The organism is Streptomyces sp. MH60 (genome assembly GCF_002939385.1).
Classification (GTDB): domain Bacteria; phylum Actinomycetota; class Actinomycetes; order Streptomycetales; family Streptomycetaceae; genus Streptomyces.
In genome coordinates this window covers 78191-93213 of the sequence record NZ_MULI01000008.1, presented here as the reverse complement: position 1 = coordinate 93213, position 15023 = coordinate 78191, and the positions used below count along the sequence as shown (strand labels likewise).

Annotated in this window: 17 protein-coding genes; 2 read left to right on the top strand and 15 right to left on the bottom strand. The window is 68.2% G+C overall.

Annotated features, from left to right (window positions below):
* The 14 genes from BZZ08_RS08550 to BZZ08_RS08485 all read right to left on the bottom strand — a co-directional run bounded on the left by BZZ08_RS08550 (window position 1) and on the right by BZZ08_RS08485 (window position 10719).
* On the bottom strand, window positions 1-408 hold the full coding sequence (locus BZZ08_RS08550; protein WP_133169173.1) for a hypothetical protein: 408 nt from the start codon (window positions 406-408) through the stop codon (window positions 1-3).
* Window positions 399-1490 (bottom strand): hypothetical protein, encoded by a 1092-nt coding sequence (locus BZZ08_RS08545; protein WP_104631553.1) that lies wholly within the window; start codon window positions 1488-1490, stop codon window positions 399-401. Before BZZ08_RS08545 ends, BZZ08_RS08550 begins: the two co-directional genes overlap by 10 nt.
* The gene (locus tag BZZ08_RS08540) at window positions 1480-1779 is read right to left on the bottom strand and encodes a hypothetical protein (RefSeq protein ID WP_104631552.1); all 300 of its coding nucleotides are present in this window, start codon (window positions 1777-1779) and stop codon (window positions 1480-1482) included. Before BZZ08_RS08540 ends, BZZ08_RS08545 begins: the two co-directional genes overlap by 11 nt.
* Entirely contained in the window at window positions 1776-2345 is a 570-nt protein-coding gene (locus BZZ08_RS08535; protein WP_104631551.1) for a WhiB family transcriptional regulator, read from the bottom strand. The genes BZZ08_RS08540 and BZZ08_RS08535 overlap by 4 nt, the downstream gene beginning before the upstream one ends.
* Window positions 2342-2614, bottom strand: coding sequence for a hypothetical protein (locus BZZ08_RS08530; protein WP_104631550.1), 273 nt, complete (start codon window positions 2612-2614; stop codon window positions 2342-2344). Before BZZ08_RS08530 ends, BZZ08_RS08535 begins: the two co-directional genes overlap by 4 nt.
* Window positions 2611-3903 (bottom strand): DnaB-like helicase C-terminal domain-containing protein, encoded by a 1293-nt coding sequence (locus BZZ08_RS08525; RefSeq protein WP_104631549.1) that lies wholly within the window; start codon window positions 3901-3903, stop codon window positions 2611-2613. Before BZZ08_RS08525 ends, BZZ08_RS08530 begins: the two co-directional genes overlap by 4 nt.
* On the bottom strand, window positions 3893-4540 hold the full coding sequence (locus BZZ08_RS08520; RefSeq protein ID WP_133169172.1) for a hypothetical protein: 648 nt from the start codon (window positions 4538-4540) through the stop codon (window positions 3893-3895). The genes BZZ08_RS08525 and BZZ08_RS08520 overlap by 11 nt, the downstream gene beginning before the upstream one ends.
* Complete coding sequence (locus BZZ08_RS08515) at window positions 4537-5397, bottom strand: ATP-binding protein (RefSeq protein ID WP_104631547.1); 861 nt, start codon at window positions 5395-5397, stop codon at window positions 4537-4539. The genes BZZ08_RS08520 and BZZ08_RS08515 overlap by 4 nt, the downstream gene beginning before the upstream one ends.
* A 45-nt stretch (window positions 5398-5442) precedes the next feature.
* Window positions 5443-5772, bottom strand: a complete 330-nt coding sequence (locus tag BZZ08_RS08510; RefSeq protein ID WP_104631546.1) for a hypothetical protein — start codon at window positions 5770-5772, stop codon at window positions 5443-5445.
* Complete coding sequence (locus tag BZZ08_RS08505; protein WP_133169171.1) at window positions 5765-6121, bottom strand: hypothetical protein; 357 nt, start codon at window positions 6119-6121, stop codon at window positions 5765-5767. Before BZZ08_RS08505 ends, BZZ08_RS08510 begins: the two co-directional genes overlap by 8 nt.
* 208 nt (window positions 6122-6329) lie before the next feature.
* Window positions 6330-7208 (bottom strand): 5'-3' exonuclease, encoded by an 879-nt coding sequence (locus BZZ08_RS08500; RefSeq protein ID WP_104631544.1) that lies wholly within the window; start codon window positions 7206-7208, stop codon window positions 6330-6332.
* Window positions 7208-7699, bottom strand: a complete 492-nt coding sequence (locus tag BZZ08_RS08495) for a DUF7229 domain-containing protein (RefSeq protein WP_133169170.1) — start codon at window positions 7697-7699, stop codon at window positions 7208-7210. Before BZZ08_RS08495 ends, BZZ08_RS08500 begins: the two co-directional genes overlap by 1 nt.
* 91 nt (window positions 7700-7790) lie before the next feature.
* On the bottom strand, window positions 7791-8522 hold the full coding sequence (locus tag BZZ08_RS08490; protein ID WP_104631542.1) for a hypothetical protein: 732 nt from the start codon (window positions 8520-8522) through the stop codon (window positions 7791-7793).
* 91 nt (window positions 8523-8613) lie between these two features.
* Window positions 8614-10719, bottom strand: a complete 2106-nt coding sequence (locus BZZ08_RS08485; RefSeq protein WP_104631541.1) for an ATP-dependent DNA helicase — start codon at window positions 10717-10719, stop codon at window positions 8614-8616.
* Window positions 10720-11733: 1014 nt separating this feature from the next.
* Here BZZ08_RS08485 and BZZ08_RS08480 point away from each other — a divergent pair.
* Both BZZ08_RS08480 and BZZ08_RS38570 read left to right on the top strand, forming a co-directional pair.
* Entirely contained in the window at window positions 11734-12936 is a 1203-nt protein-coding gene (locus BZZ08_RS08480) for a MarR family winged helix-turn-helix transcriptional regulator (RefSeq protein WP_133169169.1), read from the top strand.
* Window positions 12937-13028: 92 nt separating this feature from the next.
* Window positions 13029-13211 carry a hypothetical protein gene (locus BZZ08_RS38570; RefSeq protein ID WP_133169168.1) on the top strand — a complete coding sequence of 61 codons (183 nt, stop codon included), beginning with the start codon at window positions 13029-13031 and terminating at the stop codon, window positions 13209-13211.
* 192 nt (window positions 13212-13403) lie between these two features.
* Here the strand turns inward: BZZ08_RS38570 and BZZ08_RS08475 are convergent, their stop codons facing one another.
* On the bottom strand, window positions 13404-14957 hold the full coding sequence (locus BZZ08_RS08475; protein WP_104631539.1) for an SNF2-related protein: 1554 nt from the start codon (window positions 14955-14957) through the stop codon (window positions 13404-13406).
* Window positions 14958-15023 lie beyond the last annotated feature (66 nt).

Here is a 15023-nt window from a genome sequence, read left to right as displayed (position 1 = left end):
CTACTCCTCCTCGCTGTCCGTCTCCTCGGCCTCGATGAGCACGGACGCCCACTCCTCGGGGGTGAGCGCGCTCCCGATGCGGGATGTCAGCCCTTCCTCGGTGCCGCCCGTGGCTTCAGTGATCGTTCCGGTGCCGAACTTCTTGAGCATACGTGCCTCCTTGGCTTCGCAGGTCTCTACCTCTTGACGGTGAGAGGAGTGCAGCCAGACACGATTGCCGTCCCAGCACAGGGTGTCCTCGGGCTGCATGGCGAAGCGCTCCTGGCCGCGCTGGACGATCCCCCAGCGGTAGGGAGGGTCGGTGAGGGCCATCGGCTCCCAGTTGGCCTTGTGGCTGTAGAGCCAGCGCAGAATGTTGCTGACGTTGGAGGTCCAGGCAATCGGGACGGTCTCGTGGCTCATGGACATGCCCCCTTGTGGGCGGGCCTGAAACAGCGGACGCAATAGAGCACCTTGGGGCGCTGCCAGACCTGCCAGGGCACCGCGCGGTCCTTGATGAGGATGTCGACCATCTCGTCCGGCATGTCGGCGGGGTCGGCGTCGAAGGGGTTCTCGACGACCCAGTTGTCGCAGTAGGCGGAGGCCCGCTGTGGGGCGCCGGGGAAGAACCGGCCGTTGTGGGTGCGGCCCTCGACGGCCTGCCATCCGGCCTGGTCGTTGTCCATGAACCAGATGAGCTTGCGGCGGCCCTTGACGAGGTGCTGGATCTGCAGGTCGGTGACGACGAAGCCGAAGGTAGCCTCGATGTCCAGGTGGTGCTGGTGACGGAGCTGGCTCATCGGCGACTCAACGACGACGACCTCGCGCCGGTAGGGGCGGTAGTCGAAGATCGTCTCGTCCCGGGGGAAGGCCGGGGTGGACAGGTACTTCGGCGCGCTAGGGTCGGCGCTGGGCAGGCGGCGGGACTGCCAGCCGACGAGCTGGCCCTTCCACCAGTGCGGGATGACGGCGCGCGGGCCGGTGCGCACCCGGTCGACGAATCCGTCGGGGTCGGTGCCGATGCCCATGTGCACGGCCGTGGTGATGGGGATCTGGCGGTCGTCGAGGATGTAGTCCGGAATCTCCGCCCAGCGCTCCAGCATGCGGTCGCTGTAGACCGGCATGGGCGGGCGGGTGTCCTTCTTCGCGTAGAGGGCGTCGAAGAGCTGGAGGAGGGCCGGGAGTTCCATGGCCCGGGTGAGTCCGGCTTCGCCGTGGAGCCAGTCGCGGGCCTGCTCGACGGTGGTGTCGCCGCGCACCGTGGCGATGAGCCAGAGAATGGTGCCGCTGGCCTGGCATCCCAGGCAGTTGAACAGCAGCTTCGAGGTCGACAGGGCGGCCGTGGGGTTGCGTTCCTGGTCGTTGTGGAAGGCGCCGACGGGGCAGGGGATGATCAGCTCGTCGCGGATCTGTCGCTTGACCGTGATACCCAGCTCGTCGAGGACCTCCTTGGCGAGCTGGGTCTTGTGGTCGTCGGGCAGCGCGGCGAGTTCGTCGAGGTCAGTCGTCATCGTCGCCGGACTCCATCACGCGGGCCATGTCCTCCGGGCCTGCCACCCGCTCGCTCCAGGTGTATCCGCAGGAGAAGCAGCCTCGGCACAGGTGCTCGGTCGTCTCGTCAGGGACGTCCCACGGGGTCTCGGTCATGGCGACGATCGCGTCCCGGCGTTCCTTGCACATGCCGACGACGGCGGTGTCGTGGTGCTCGGTCTGGACCGTCTTGGCCAGGCACTTCGGACAGCGAGGCTTCGGCCTGCCGCTGAAGCGTCTGAGCCAGGGCCCCCGCGCGGTCTCGGTCATGCGCCTGCCTTCGCTTCCTTGTCAGTAGCGCGCTGTTCCGCGCGGTAGGCGCGGCAGGCTTCTCTGCAGGTGCAGTCGGGGTGGGGGTCGAGCCGTAGTTCAGTGCGCTTCTCGTGGGCTCGGTAGCCGCGAAATGTGCCGCAGATCGTCCGGAGAGGGGCATGGTGGGGGTTGATCCGGCTGCCGGGGATCTCCTCGTATTCTTGCCGCTTCCGGCGCCGCTCAGCAGCGGCTTCGTCTTCGGCCTCCTGGCGCTTCTCGTCGGCCAGGGTGCACTCCTCGCACTCCTCACCCAGCTCCCGGTGGCGGCGGGACGCCTTCTCGGTGCCGCACTCCGGCGGGAGGATGTCTTCCTCGGTGATGCCGAGGTAGGCGAAACGCTCGGGCTCGGTCTCTCCACCCCAGATGCCGAATTCGTGTCCCTCGCGGCCAGCGCGGCGGCAGGCGGGCTGGACGGGGCAGTTGGCGCAGATCCGCAGGGCTTCGCGGACGGCCTTGACGCTGCGGCCCTTGCCTGAGCCGAACAGATGGGGCTTGGCTGCGCAGGGGAAGGCGTAGGCGGTCATGGGCGGGCCTTACGGGTCGCGGGGCAGGTCTCGGGGGCGCCGCAGGGGGCCGATGCCGTACCGATGATGTCTGTGCGCTGGAAGGCGTCCGACTCTTCTCGCGTCTCAACGGTGATCTGTGAGTCCGACCTGCTGGTGCACGGGTAGACGCGGGCCAGGGTCTGCAGGGCGTGTATCCGGACCATGACCCGAAGGAAGTCCTTGGGGTCCCCGTCGATGAGCCGCTGCGGAAGCTCGATCGTGTGGGCGGACGAGACGTGGGTGGTCACAGGGTCACCTCGCTGAGGACCTGCTGGGTGCCGTACCAGGGCTCCCAGGCGGCTCGCCAGTTCTTAAGGTCCATGCGTCGGCTGGCGAGCATCTGGAGGGTGGCCATTCCGGCGGCGACCTCGGTCTCGGAGCGGATCAGGCCGAAGACCCAGCTGGCCCAGCGTTCGATTGCCGAGGAGTCGGCGAGGTGCCGGAGTTCGAGCTTTCCGGCCTTCTGCGCGGCGGCCTCGCCCTCGCGGTTGATCTGGACGTTCAGGAAGAGCGGCGGGTTGCGGCGGCCGGTGGTGATGAGTTCGGACAGTTCGTTCATGATCTCGGCGATCGTCTCGTGCTTGGGTCGGCGGCCGTTGGGTGCCGGGTGGTGGATGTGGGAGAGCTGGTCGATGATCACGCTGTCGGCGCCGTAGGACTGGGCCTGGCGGATCAGGGCGGCCGGGGTGCGCACCTCCGGGGAGAGGATGTGCAGGCCGTCCTTCAGCTCGGCCTCGTTCTGGGCGAGCCAGGTGCGGACGCGTTCGATCTCCTCGGGGCTGCAGGTGCCCTTCTGGTACTCGCGGTAGTCGACGCAGCAGATCTGGCAGGCGAGCCGGTCGTAGGACATCTTCACGCTGTTCTCCAGCGTGTAGAGGACGGTGACCCGGCCGCGCTTCCACTCGGTGTGGCTGACGTGGGTGGCGGACCAGCTCTTGGCGCCCTTGGGCGGGGCGGCCCAGACGGCGATCTCGCCGTCGTGGATGCCCTGGGTGTGCTCGTCGACCTCCTTCATGCCGACGGACATGCCCCGGACGGTCTGCGGGGCGGCGGCGCGCTGCTCGTAGCGGGCCAGGGAGTCCTTGAGGCCCTGGATGCCCTCGACTTCCTGGGAGCGGTCGCGGACGGACATGGACAGCTGGTGGAAGGCGGCGGCGGCCTCGTGGACGGCCTCGACGCGTTCGCCGGGCTCGGCCTGGGCCATGGCGACGGCGATCTCACGTTGGAGGCGCTGGGACTCGGCGAGGACGTGCTGGGAGCGGAGGTAGGCGATCGCCGACCAGACGTCGTCGATCTCCAGGTCCTCGTCGGGCAGTTCGATGTTGCACTGCTCCAGCCGGTGGCCCCACTGCTCCTGGAGCAGCTCGCGCGAGGGCGCCTTGGTCCGGCCGGAGCGGTAGAAGTAGTCGACGGCCCAGGTGACGACGTCGCGCATGCCGGTGGTGGGTATGCAGGCCGGGTCGAGGCCGGTGTCGGCCAGCTCCTCCAGCGCGTCGACCTCGGTGAGGGAGGCGTAGAGGACGGTCTCAGCGTGCATGGTCGCCCTGGGGGATGTTGTCGATCTCGGCGGCGGTCATGCGGAGGGCGATTGCAAGACCAGCCAGCTCCAGGTTGTCCGTCGCGTGCTTCATGATCTCTGAAGAGAAGTAGCGGATGGTGTCGCCCGGAGAGCGGCGCGTGAACACGACGGGGATGTGCGAAGCCGTCCCGGCGGCCACCGTGTCCTCGGGCTTCGTGGTCTTCAGCTCAGCCAGCTTGGCCTCAAACTGCTCGGCCTTCGTCTTGGCCTCCTCGGTGCGCCGCTTCCACATCTGGCACTGCTTGATGAGCGACGCGTTACGGCGCTGCAGGTGCGCAAGACCGTCCCTGGCCACAGCCAGCTCGTTGGCGGGGGCACGGAGGTCAAGGATCAGATCGCGGACGATCGGGTCCAGTTCGCTGAGTACGCGCTGAGATGCACTCAGATGCGTATGGAGCGCGTGTAGGGCTCCCTTGGTCGTCTGGAGCTTGTCAGCCTCTTCGGAGGCCGTCTTGTCGGCGGCGCTGGCGTACTGTCGGTCGACGGTGTTGTCGGCGGTGGCCTGCCAGGCGACGGGCAGAGGGTCATCTGACGGCGGCAGCTCGCTCGGCGGGACACTTGCGGGGATGAAGTCGTACAGGTCGCTCATGGTCATACCGCCGTGATGGGTCGGGCCAGGCCGAGGTCGGCTTCCTGGCGTGAGAGTTCGCGTCGTGCGGGCCGGAAGTCGGCGCCGGTGACCTCGATGAAGTCGGCGGCCTCGGTGAGCAGGCTCATCGCGTAGACGCCGTACCCCTGCTGGATCTCGTCGGGGGTGAGGTTGGTGGTGAAGATCGTGGGGGCGGCGTCGGCAACGCGGGAGCGGACGATCTGGTCGACCATGGACTCAACCATCTCGATGCGGCCCTTGTTCTCCTTGCCCCAGTCGTCGATGGCGAGGACGTCCACGTTGCGTACGCGGCGGGTCCACTGCTCGCGCTCGTCCTTGTCGCGCCAGCTGGAGGTGAAGAGGTCGATCACCTCGTTGAACTGGGAGAAGTGGACCTGGAAGCCGTTAGCCATGAGGAACTTCGAGAGCAGGGCGAGCAGGAGCGTCTTGCCGGTGCCGGGGCTCTTGGACCACAGGACGAGGTTGCGCCCGAGGGCGATGTTCCGGACGGCCTGGAGGGCGTAGCCCATGACCTGGTCGACGACGGGCTGGGGGACGGACTTGACGTCGTCCCAGCCGAGGCGCTGGTAGTTCAGCGGGATGCCCGCGTTGAGGAACCAGAGGTGCATGAGCCACTGCTGCTGGCAGTTGCACTCGTAGGTGACGATCTCATCGGTGCGGCGGCCGGTGGCGTTGTCGGCGTACCAGAGGTAGGTCTGCGAGTCCTGCAGCCCTTCCCGCTTCAGGCAGGTCAGGCACGACTTCTTGGGGTCGGTCCACAGGCGGGGCCTGGTGGCCTTGAGGCGCCGGAAGTCGGCGTCGGCCAGCGGGTGGCAGGACGGAGGGGGCGGGGGTCGCTTCAAGGTGGCGGTCCTTGATGAGGGCCCGGTGGCGGCCGGGCGAGAGATTCAGGAGAACTCGATGGTGATGTACTCGGACGGGACGAGAAGCCTCACCGGAACGTCCACGACGACTGGCAACCTGGTTCCAGGCGGCAGCACTGTTCGGATGTGCTCGTCGAGCAGGCTCTGCTCCCAGCGGTACATCTGCCGGTGCCAGGCTTGGCGATCCTGCGGCACGTGGGTCTCCGGCCGGGCACAGCAGACGTCGAAGCCGCCGTGGCGGGGGCACTCGATCTCCGGGACCTCGGCCGTGAGGCAGAGGTAGGCGTCCGGACAGCAGGTGGGCTCACTCTGGGGCGGCGTGATGGCGTCGGCCGCGAAGATGGTCTCAGGCACCGAGGCGCTCCGCGATGGGCCGGGCGAAGTAGTCGTCGTTGCCCTTCGTGAAGCGGCGGATGTCGACCGGGGCCGAGCGCCAGAAGCCGTCCTGCTGCTCGAAGGCGAAGCGGGCAATGGGCCCGGCCTGGCGGGCCCAACGGCTGGCGAAGGACTTGAAGATCGAGTTGACCTTGGCGCTCTCGTGGCGGGGCTGGGGGCCGTGGCGTTCGGCGACGGCGCGCATGACGTAGTCGCGCAGCTGCTCCCAGGACCAGTCGGCGGGGGCGTCGAGAAGGTCGGTGGCTGCCATGGTGATGCGCACGTGGGCCGGAGGCGTCTGGGCGACCTCGTAGGGCGCCCCGGGCATCGGATGAACGCGGGCGGGAGCGGCCGTGGGAACAGACACGGTCTGCACAGCTGCCTTGCCGTAGGCGGCAGCGGAGAAGTCGAGCACAGGGGTCTCCAACCTGGCGGTGGCTGGGTACGGCGGATGGCGGTCTGCCGTGGAGGGAGGGCCTCTGGCGGGAGGCGTTTTGACGCTAACCGTCGGTGCCAGGTCAGAGCAAGGAATCGCTCTACCAGAGTTCTCCGGCCAGCAGGCGGCGCTCGATGTCACGGAGCTGCAGGTCGCTGAGCAGCTTCCACAGGCCGTGCCAGGCGGCGTCCGGGCCGGGCGTGACGGGCATGAAGGGGCCGACGCCGGTGGGGATCATCTCGTACGGGACGTCGCGGAGGTCGACGAGCTGGCGGTAGGTGTTGACCTCGCCCTTGTCGCGGGCCTCGGCGATGGCGGGGTGCTCGATCGCGTCGAGTTTCCAGTCGGCGGCCGTGAGGTGCTTGAGGGCGAACTTCGGGCCGATGCCGCGTACGCCCGGGATGCCGTCGGAGGTGTCGCCGGTGAGGGACATGACGACGGGGAGCTGGGCGGGGGTGCAGCCGTAGTGCTTGGTGACCTTCTCCTCGTCCCAGCGGTCGGTGGGGGTGTTGGAGGAGGAGATGCGGATCTGGGTGCAGGGGTGGCCGGTCGGGGTCTTGCCGACGAGCTGGAGCATGTCCTTGTCGCTGGAGAGGATGACGACCGGCTCGTGGGCGTGGCGCCAGTGGGCGGCGATGAGGTCGTCGGCTTCGAAGCCGTCGAGGTGGCCCTGGGGTATCCGGGAGCGGACCAGGAAGTCCTTCACGAGGGTGCGGGTGGTGCTGCGGTACTCGTCGGCGACCTGGGGGCGGTTGGCCTTGTAGGCGGGGTAGATCTGGTTGCGCCAGCCGGGACCGCTGTCCCACAGGACCATGACGCGGTAGGGCTTCTCCTCGCGGATGTAGCGGCTGATCGTTTTGATGAAGACGACCAGGGCGCTGGTGTCGGTGCCGTCGTCGCTGTGCATGGCGGCGCGGCGGGTGGCCTCGACGGCGCGGATCAGGATGTTGTTGCCGTCGATGAGCAGGGTCGGTCGCATCACTCGCCTTCCTTGCGGTGGGCCTTGTACTGGTCGGCGACGGCGGCGAGGATGCGGCAGATGCGCTGGAGGTCGTAGCCGTCGATGTCGTTGCGTTCGTACAGGGCCCAGGCGAGGCGCTCAATGTCGGGCAGGGTGAAGCGTCGCTCGCCGCCGCGTCCTCCGACGACCTGCCTGAACTTCAGGCGCTTCCCCTTCAGCAGCAGGGGCGTGGTGCGCGTGGCGCCCTTGATGGGCTTCCACGGCTTCCCCTTGAGCTGGTGCCGGAGCCAGCTCACTCTGCCTGCAAAGACCCAGCAGGCCACGTCCTGGACGGAGAAATGCGGGACACGCAGGGGGTTGGTCGGGTCTGCCACGGCGTACTTGGGTGAGCCCTCGACGGGGAACTGGTAGTCGTACAGCTCGTAGTTGCGTCGACGGTTGGGCTCGGTGGGTGGTCGCTCGGATCCTTGCGCGTCCATGATGATCGGCTCCACGGCGATAGGGGGCACGGGTCGTCCTTCCATATGCCACTAGCTCCGCCCGGTATACCGAGCGGAGGCTGTGACGTTCGTATTGTCGGTGATGTTCTGGCCGGAGGTACTACTTGCCGCGCAGGTTGATGCTCAGGTTGCCCGGCTTGATCTCGGTGATCTTGTCGAGAATCGCCTGGGTGCGCTCGCGCTTGTTCTTGTTCAGGAGCTGACGGCGGATCTTCGTCTCGTCGATGGTGCGGGTCGTCGTGGTGAAGCCGAGCAGCTCGGCCCGGGTGATCTCTCCCGCCTCGTACAGGGCGAGCAGCTTGTCCAGGTTGAGGACAGCCTTGTCGCTGGCCTTCTCGCGGGTGAAGTAGTGGCCACTGCCCTCGACCGGCGCGGTCTCGGCGTTGCCCGGGGAGGCCAGGAGGTAGTGGCCGTTCTTGTCCAGCCGCGTCTGCTCCGTGACGCGCTTCTGCTTGTCGGCGAGGACGTCGAAGTGGACCGAGACCATCTTGTGGATCTCGTCCTTGCGCTTGGTCAGCGCCTTGATGGCCGTGTCGATCTCGATCTTCTCGTCCCTCAGGCTGACCAGTTCGGCCTTGGTCAGCTGGCGGCGACCGCGCGGCTTGATCTGGCCGAAGACCTTGGGGATGGCCTGGATCGCGCTCATCAGGCCGTCGGTGACCAGCTCGACGGCGGTGGCGGGCTTCGGCCGGTTCTTCGGGTCCGTGGGGGGGAGGGTGGCCAGCTTGGCCAGCACGTCAGTGAGGCTGAGGTTGGGGTCGCCCTTCAGCTCGACCTCGGTGGCGGCGAAGTCGAAGGTCGGCACGATCTCGGTGGTCTTGGCGGTAGCCACGATGGTGCTCCTGTGTTCTGAGGTTTGTCGTTCTTGGCGGTGAACGTGGTTACAACCTACCCCAACTTTGGGGTAGGTGACAACGGGGTCGTCACGCCGCCGGAAGCAGTCCGCTGCCGTCGGGCTGCCAGAAGAAGTCCCGGACGTCGGCCAGGGACGTGGTCGCGCGGGCGGGCGGGAGGGCCTTGACGATGCTCCGGCCGTACCCCTTGCTGGCGAGGCGGGAGTCCATGATCGCGACGGCACCCCAGTCCTCCGTGCTGCGGATGAGGCGGCCGAACGCCTGCTGGAGCGTCAGGGTCATGGACGGCACGACCAGGTCGCTGAAGGCACTGCCGCCCTGGCGCTCGATGGCCTCGGAGCGGGCCTTGTGGATCGGGTCGGTGGGGACGGCGAAGGGCAGCTTGTCCACGACGACAAGCCGGTTCGTGTTCCCGGGGAAGTCCATGCCGGTCATGAAGCTCCGGAGGCCGAACAGGACGCTGTTCTCGTCCTCGCGGAAGCGGTCGGCGATCTCCTTGACGCTCATGTCGCCGCCCTGGACGAAGGAGTTGATGCCGTCGGCCCGGAGCAGACTGCCGAGGGTGTCGTGGGCGGCGTTCATGGCCTTGCGGGAGGTGTAGAGGAGCATGGCCCCTCCCCCGGCTGCGCGGACGAGTTCGAGGGTGGCGGCGTGGAGCCAGGTCTCCCACTCGCTGCGGGTCTTCCCGGCCGGGGCGGGCACCGAGGAGTCGGGGTGGAAGAACAGGGCCTGCTTCGGGTAGTCGAAGGGACTGCCGACGTCGAGGGTGGCGGCGGTGTCCTTCAGGCCGAGGCGGCGCGCGAGGTAGTCGAAGCGGCCTGGGCCGGTGCCCGCGCTGAGGGTGGCGGACATCAGCACGGCCGGGTAGCGGCTCCACAGCTCCTCGCGGAGGTAGGGGCCGACGTCGATGGGGGCGGCCCTGATCAGCCAGCGCCTGCCGATGCGCATGCGCTCGTGGCCGTACATCTCGGCCCAGCGGACCATCTCGTTCGGGTCGGCGAGGAGGACGGCCTTGACGCCTTTCAGAAAGTTGGTCCCGACGGTCAGAAGCCGGTCCTTGATCGCCTGCTCCTTCTCCACGTGGGAGCTGTCGGCGATCTTGCGCTTGCTCACGCGGGTGCGGAGGGTCTCCAGCGCGTCGTAGAGGGTGACGAACAGGTCGGCGTAGTAGGTGATGAAGTCGGCGTCGATGGCGCCGGTGTCGTCGTGCTCCAGGTGGTCGGCGATGGGCCGGGTGAGGGCCTCGACGGCGGCGGTGACGCGCTCGTGCACGGCGAGGGACTCGCCCTGCCGCTGCTCATCGACGTCCTCGTGGATGGCGAGGAAGGAGGCGGCCTGGTCGGCCCACTTGAGCAGGCCGCCCTGCTTGATGTCGAAGCCGAGGTGGCTGGTGGCCTGCTCCTCCAGCTCGTGGGCCTCGTCCACGATCAGGCCGTCGTACGGGCCGAGGAGGGGGTGGCGGCGTTCGGCCTCGGGGTCCCCTCCGGCGGTCTCGCGGGCAATCTTGGTGTCGGTCAGGAGGATGGCCATGTTGGTCGCGACGATGTCGGCCTCCATGGCGGCGTCCTTGTGCTTCATCGCGAAGCACTGCTCCCCGAAGGAGCACTTCGAGCGCCCGGGGCACTCATCGCTGGTCGAGGAGACCAGGTGCCACTCGGTGCGCTGCTCGATAGGCGTCTGAACGTCGTCGCGGTCGCCGGTGTGGTGGTAGGTGCCGTCCTTGTCCGGGGCCAGCTCGTCCAGGAGCTGCTGCACGTTGGCGATCGCCGGGCGCTCAGCGAGCTTGGCCAGGCAGGCGAAGTTGGAGACACCCTTGAGCGGGGCCCAGGTGAAGTCGATGCCCGCCTGCCCCAGAACGCCCTCCAGCCACGGCAGGTCCTTCTTGACGTACTGCGCCAGGAGGGCGTTGGTCGCCGTGGCGACCACGTACCGCTTGGGCTCGTCTCCCGCGCGGCTGGCCAGGATCGCGGCGATCAGGGCTGCGTAGCTCTTGCCGGTGCCGGTGCCCGCCTCGGCGAGCAGGTGCATGGGCTCGTTCTCTTCGAGGTCCTGACTGAACGTCAGCTCGATGGCCTGCGCGAGCTGTTCCTGCTGCGGGCGGCGGCGGTAACCCGGGAGGTTCTTCGCGAACAGCTCCTGGAGGGACAGAAAGGTCGCAGGCGGCGCGGACGTCATGAAGGGCCCCTTGAGGGTGGTGATGCTGCTCTTGGCGGTGAGCAGTGAAGGTCCTTGGCGGTGGTCGCGACGCTACACAGGGCCAGGGGCAGTGTCGCGTTTTTGCTCCGGCGGATTTCCCGGCCGGGCCGACAGGACGTCAGATGATCCCGCGCGCGTGTCTCCTGCACCGGTTCCGTGCGTTTGGTCCACCAGAGGTACTAGGGTGACCTACGCGACCTTCGTAGGTATCCCGCCCCCGGGTCGCGTCTGCTTCATCTGGCTCCAGAAACACCAACGGCCGCCTGGTCGGACTGGGATCCCCATCCCGGTCCTTGGCGGCCGTCCGACAGGAAACTTTGGCCGGTCTCTGTCGGTGGGGCCAACAACCTCATATCCAAGTCCGAAGTTCAGCTTCTCCGGAGGTCGCTGGCATGACCCAGCCTACCCAAAAACTGCTCCCGGTGTACAAGACCCGGTCGAGCGACACGCCGCTGCAGGCCAGCGCCCGCAGTCCGTTCGGGTGCCGACTCCCCGTTTCGGCCTCGCATGATGTTGAATGGCCTTCGGACCGAGACCGCCACTCCTGGTCCACCACCACCACGAACTCCCCTCGGGCCCACGTGCGCCCGAACCCGCCGAAGGGGGCTGGCTGCTGTGAAGAACGTCCTGGAAACGCCGGAGGGGCGCCTGGAGTCCATCAACTCCGTGGCGCCCCTCACCGCGTGATGCGGTAGCGAGGATCCTCTCCGCCAAGAAACGGATCCTCTGGGGAACTCTCAGATTCCCCGCCAGGCAACGCGACCTGTTCGGTCTGACCATCGCCTTCACGGTGGCTGGGCCCCAACCTCAGAACGGTATAGAAAGGCCTCGCCAGCCGTGCCAGAGCAGTCTACGGGTCCCGCCCCCGTGCCGCACGCCAACCGTGGTGAACATCTCAGCCACATTTCTTCATCTGCAGGACTGACTGTCGCCTCGCGCGACGCCCTGCACCCCCAGCACTGGATCCGCCAGTTCCCCGCTCTCTCACCCTCCATGGAGAGGTTGCTGATCGAGGGCGACGTGGACGGCGTCTACGGCATCACGGCACGCAAGCGGCGCGACAAGTCCCTCTCCGACGTCCACGGCCACTCCATCACCCGGGCGCTGGCCGCTGCCGCGTCCCGGTACGGCTGGACGGGCCTGCAGTTCGAGAAGGCGCTGCTGGAGACGACCGCCAAGGGCGGCAACCATGTCCGGAACAAGGCGCACCGCAAGGGCTACGACAAGGGCGCCAAACCCTACCTGGACCGGGTCTGGGAGGGTGCGCAGCAGTTCATCTCGGCGCACCCTGTCGCCGACCGGCACGGGGCCATCGAGGACCTGGTGCGGCTGCGCTATCGGATCGGTTCCCTGTCCTGGCGCGGGGTGTCCCGCAACACGGCTCTGCGGCTGCTGATGGCCCACTGGGAGGCCGCCCGGAAGGCCGGGGGGCGCACGTACACGCTGTCGTTCCGGGAGGCCGCCGAGATCGCCGGGTGCACCCTCGGTACGGCGTACGAGGCCATCACGAAGCGGCTGGGCGGCTGGATCCGGCAGGTGAAGACCGGGACGGACGAGCACGGGACGACGTGGAGGCTCCTTGACGGGCCGAAGGGCGCGGTGGAGGCCGGAGGGATCGACGCGGCCGTCGTCGGCCGCCTGATGGGCCTGGACGCGTTCGCGCACCGGGGTCTCGGCTCCTCCTCCCTCAAGATCATCGCGGCTCTGAACCTGGAGGACGGGCAGGACCTGCTCGACCTGGCCGACGCCACGTGCATGAGCCGGGCGACCGCGTACCGCCACGTGAAGCTGCTGGAGGGCTTCGGGTTCCTGGAGGGCCTGGACGGCGCCTGGTACCTGTCCCAGCGGGCCCGTACGGCTCTCGCGGGGCAGGTGACGGAGTTCGACCAGGCGGCCGAGGAGATGGGCACCCAGGGGACCGCTCAGCGCCGCGTGGACATGCACAAGGTGCAGCGGGTCACCTGGCTGACGAAGGTCCTCCCCCGGCTGCGCGAGCGCCGGATGCCCGACGTCCAGCCTGTCCGGGGTGACGAGGTTCCCGCCGACCTCGTCCGGGGCAGCATGGTCGTCGACCCGGTCACCGGTGAGGTCCTGGAGGACTTCGCGGTCGCCTCGGACGGCCGGTTGATCGTCGTCGAACCCGAGCTGGACTACGACGAGTTGGTGCACAGGGCTGCCCTGGCCTGCGCGTCCTGACTTTCCAGTAACCCTTCATGTAGGACTGTTTTCCCAGCTCAGACGGCACATCCCTGTTTTCTTCAGCCCCTCCAGTACCTAGGGTAGGGGCCATGCGTGATGCCCGCCGACAGACCGATGCCCTGTCCAAAGAGGAAGCCGTGCGCCGGTGCACGAAACTCGCCCGCGAATTCACTGCTCTGGGGCTCACCAAGGCTCCGGACCGGCAGTCAGTGACCTACAAGCGGTACGGAGACGGGTGGGCGGTGTACACCGGCTACCAGGACTCTGACTGATCACAGGGCTTCTGACCTGCACAGTCTCATCTTTGGAACATTCGAGGGGCGGGGGGAGGCTGCGCCCGCCTGGGGGTGTTCGGTTGCTGAGACAGGGATATGCTGCGCGTTGCCTGAGTGGCTCGACTGAGAGACGCCCCCGTCGACCTGAGCCTGGGCTAGAGGCGATGAAGGTTGCGGGGGCGTTATCAACTAGGCCACCAGGTAGCTCCGGCGCCGCTGCATAGCCGCCACGTAGCCGTCCGAGCCGACGTCGCCCAGGAACCGCTCGGTCATCTCGTTCCGCTTCAGCATGGTGTCGACGATGGCCTCCTCCACGGTGCCCTGCAGGACGAGCGTGGTGCAGGTGATGGAGGGCGCGGTCGAGGTGATGCGGTCGATGCGGCCCAGGCGCTGGGTGCGGGTCTCGTAGGTCAGGGCGGACTCGTACTCGACCAGGTAGGTGGCCTCGGGCAGGTTGATGCCGTCCTTGCCCGCGTCGGAGGTGAGGAAGACGCAGGGCTCGGGGTCGGCGCGGAACTCGCGGCGGGCGCGCTCGCGCTCGGGGCCGTCCATGGCGCCGGTGTAGAGGTAGCTGCGGATGCCGTTTCTGCGCAGGGCCTCGGCGAGCAGGGGCAGGACGGACGGGCCGAAGGCGGAGAAGACGACGGCCTTGTCGCCCTGGTCGTGCACGATGGGTGACAGGTACTCGACAAGTTCGTCGGTCTTGGCCGAGGGCAGCGAGCGCAGATGGTCCTCTCCGAAGGCGCCGAGCAGCTCGCGGGCGAGCCGGGAGTCTCCGTGGACGGCTGAGTGGACCAGGGCGGCCGGGTGCGCGGCGATCTGCCGCAGGGCCGCGTGGAGGCCGGGGACGGGCTCCGGGGAGCCGCCCTGGAGCGAGGCGACCTGGTCGTAGAAGGCGGCCTGGGCGGGCGCCATGCGCAGCGTGCGGAACTCCTCGATGCGCTTGGGGAACAGGGCGCGGACGTCGGGGTCGGTCTTGCGCTTGCGCCACAGGTGCGGCCGGGCCAGCCCGATGAACCAGTCGACGCCGGTGTCGCGGTAGCGCGGGCGGCCGTAGTCGTCCCGGCTCTTGATCACGGTGTCGTTGAACTGCTTCACCGTGGGCATGGCGGCCGGGACCGCGAGGCGCAGCAGGTTGAAGCCGTCCTCGTAGTCCCGGCTGATCGGGGTGGCGGTCAGGCCGATGACGCGCAGGTCCTTCTGGACGCGGCGCAGCTGGCCGAGGGCGTAGTGGTGGGCCTTGTAGAGCTGGCTGGAGCGGTTGCGCAGCTTGTCGGACATCTCGTCGTAGACCACGAGGACGCGGCGGCCCCGGGCCTGGGCGTCGAGGAGTGCGGTCAGGAGCGGCCCGGGGGCGGGGACCTTGGTGCGCTTGCCGGGCGGGATGGCGAAGCGCGTGAGGTCGGCGCGCAGGGTCTCGTACGTGGAGATCAGGACGTGGGGCAGGCCGTCGCGCTCGCGGGCCTTCATGCGGGAGGGGCCGTGGTGGACGGCGGCCGGGAGCGTGGTAAGGGCGCCGAAGTCCTCGTGCCACTCGGTGAGCTTGTTGGCCTTGCAGACGAGGAGGACCAGGTCCTCGGCGCCGTCCTCGGCGAGCAGGGCGGCGAGGGCCATGGCGATGACGCTCTTGCCGATGCCGGTGTCGGCCACCAGCAGTCCGGAGCGCTGCACGTAGGCGAACGCGGTGCCTTCCTGCTGGCACGGGTAGAGCCCGCGCGGGCTGCGGAAGGCGGGCGCATCCATGCAGGTCAACGTAGCCACTCGTGGGGTGAAAGGTGGATTGGGAGATTTATCAACTTCGCGCTTGGT

Excerpts from the sequence above, each read along its gene's own strand:
- BZZ08_RS08485 (WP_104631541.1), bottom strand. The coding sequence starts at position 10,719 with ATGACGTCCGCGCCGCCTGCGACCTTTCTGTCCCTCCAGGAGCTGTTC.
- BZZ08_RS08525 (WP_104631549.1), bottom strand. The coding sequence starts at position 3,903 with ATGCACGCTGAGACCGTCCTCTACGCCTCCCTCACCGAGGTCGACGCG.
- BZZ08_RS08520 (WP_133169172.1), bottom strand. The coding sequence starts at position 4,540 with ATGACCATGAGCGACCTGTACGACTTCATCCCCGCAAGTGTCCCGCCG.
- BZZ08_RS08475 (WP_104631539.1), bottom strand. The coding sequence starts at position 14,957 with ATGGATGCGCCCGCCTTCCGCAGCCCGCGCGGGCTCTACCCGTGCCAG.
- BZZ08_RS08540 (WP_104631552.1), bottom strand. The coding sequence starts at position 1,779 with ATGACCGAGACCGCGCGGGGGCCCTGGCTCAGACGCTTCAGCGGCAGG.
- BZZ08_RS08505 (WP_133169171.1), bottom strand. The coding sequence starts at position 6,121 with ATGCCCGGGGCGCCCTACGAGGTCGCCCAGACGCCTCCGGCCCACGTG.
- BZZ08_RS08500 (WP_104631544.1), bottom strand. The coding sequence starts at position 7,208 with ATGCGACCGACCCTGCTCATCGACGGCAACAACATCCTGATCCGCGCC.
- BZZ08_RS08550 (WP_133169173.1), bottom strand. The coding sequence starts at position 408 with ATGTCCATGAGCCACGAGACCGTCCCGATTGCCTGGACCTCCAACGTC.
- BZZ08_RS08480 (WP_133169169.1), top strand. The coding sequence starts at position 11,734 with ATGGAGAGGTTGCTGATCGAGGGCGACGTGGACGGCGTCTACGGCATC.
- BZZ08_RS08545 (WP_104631553.1), bottom strand. The coding sequence starts at position 1,490 with ATGACGACTGACCTCGACGAACTCGCCGCGCTGCCCGACGACCACAAG.
- BZZ08_RS08535 (WP_104631551.1), bottom strand. The coding sequence starts at position 2,345 with ATGACCGCCTACGCCTTCCCCTGCGCAGCCAAGCCCCATCTGTTCGGC.
- BZZ08_RS38570 (WP_133169168.1), top strand. The coding sequence starts at position 13,029 with ATGCGTGATGCCCGCCGACAGACCGATGCCCTGTCCAAAGAGGAAGCC.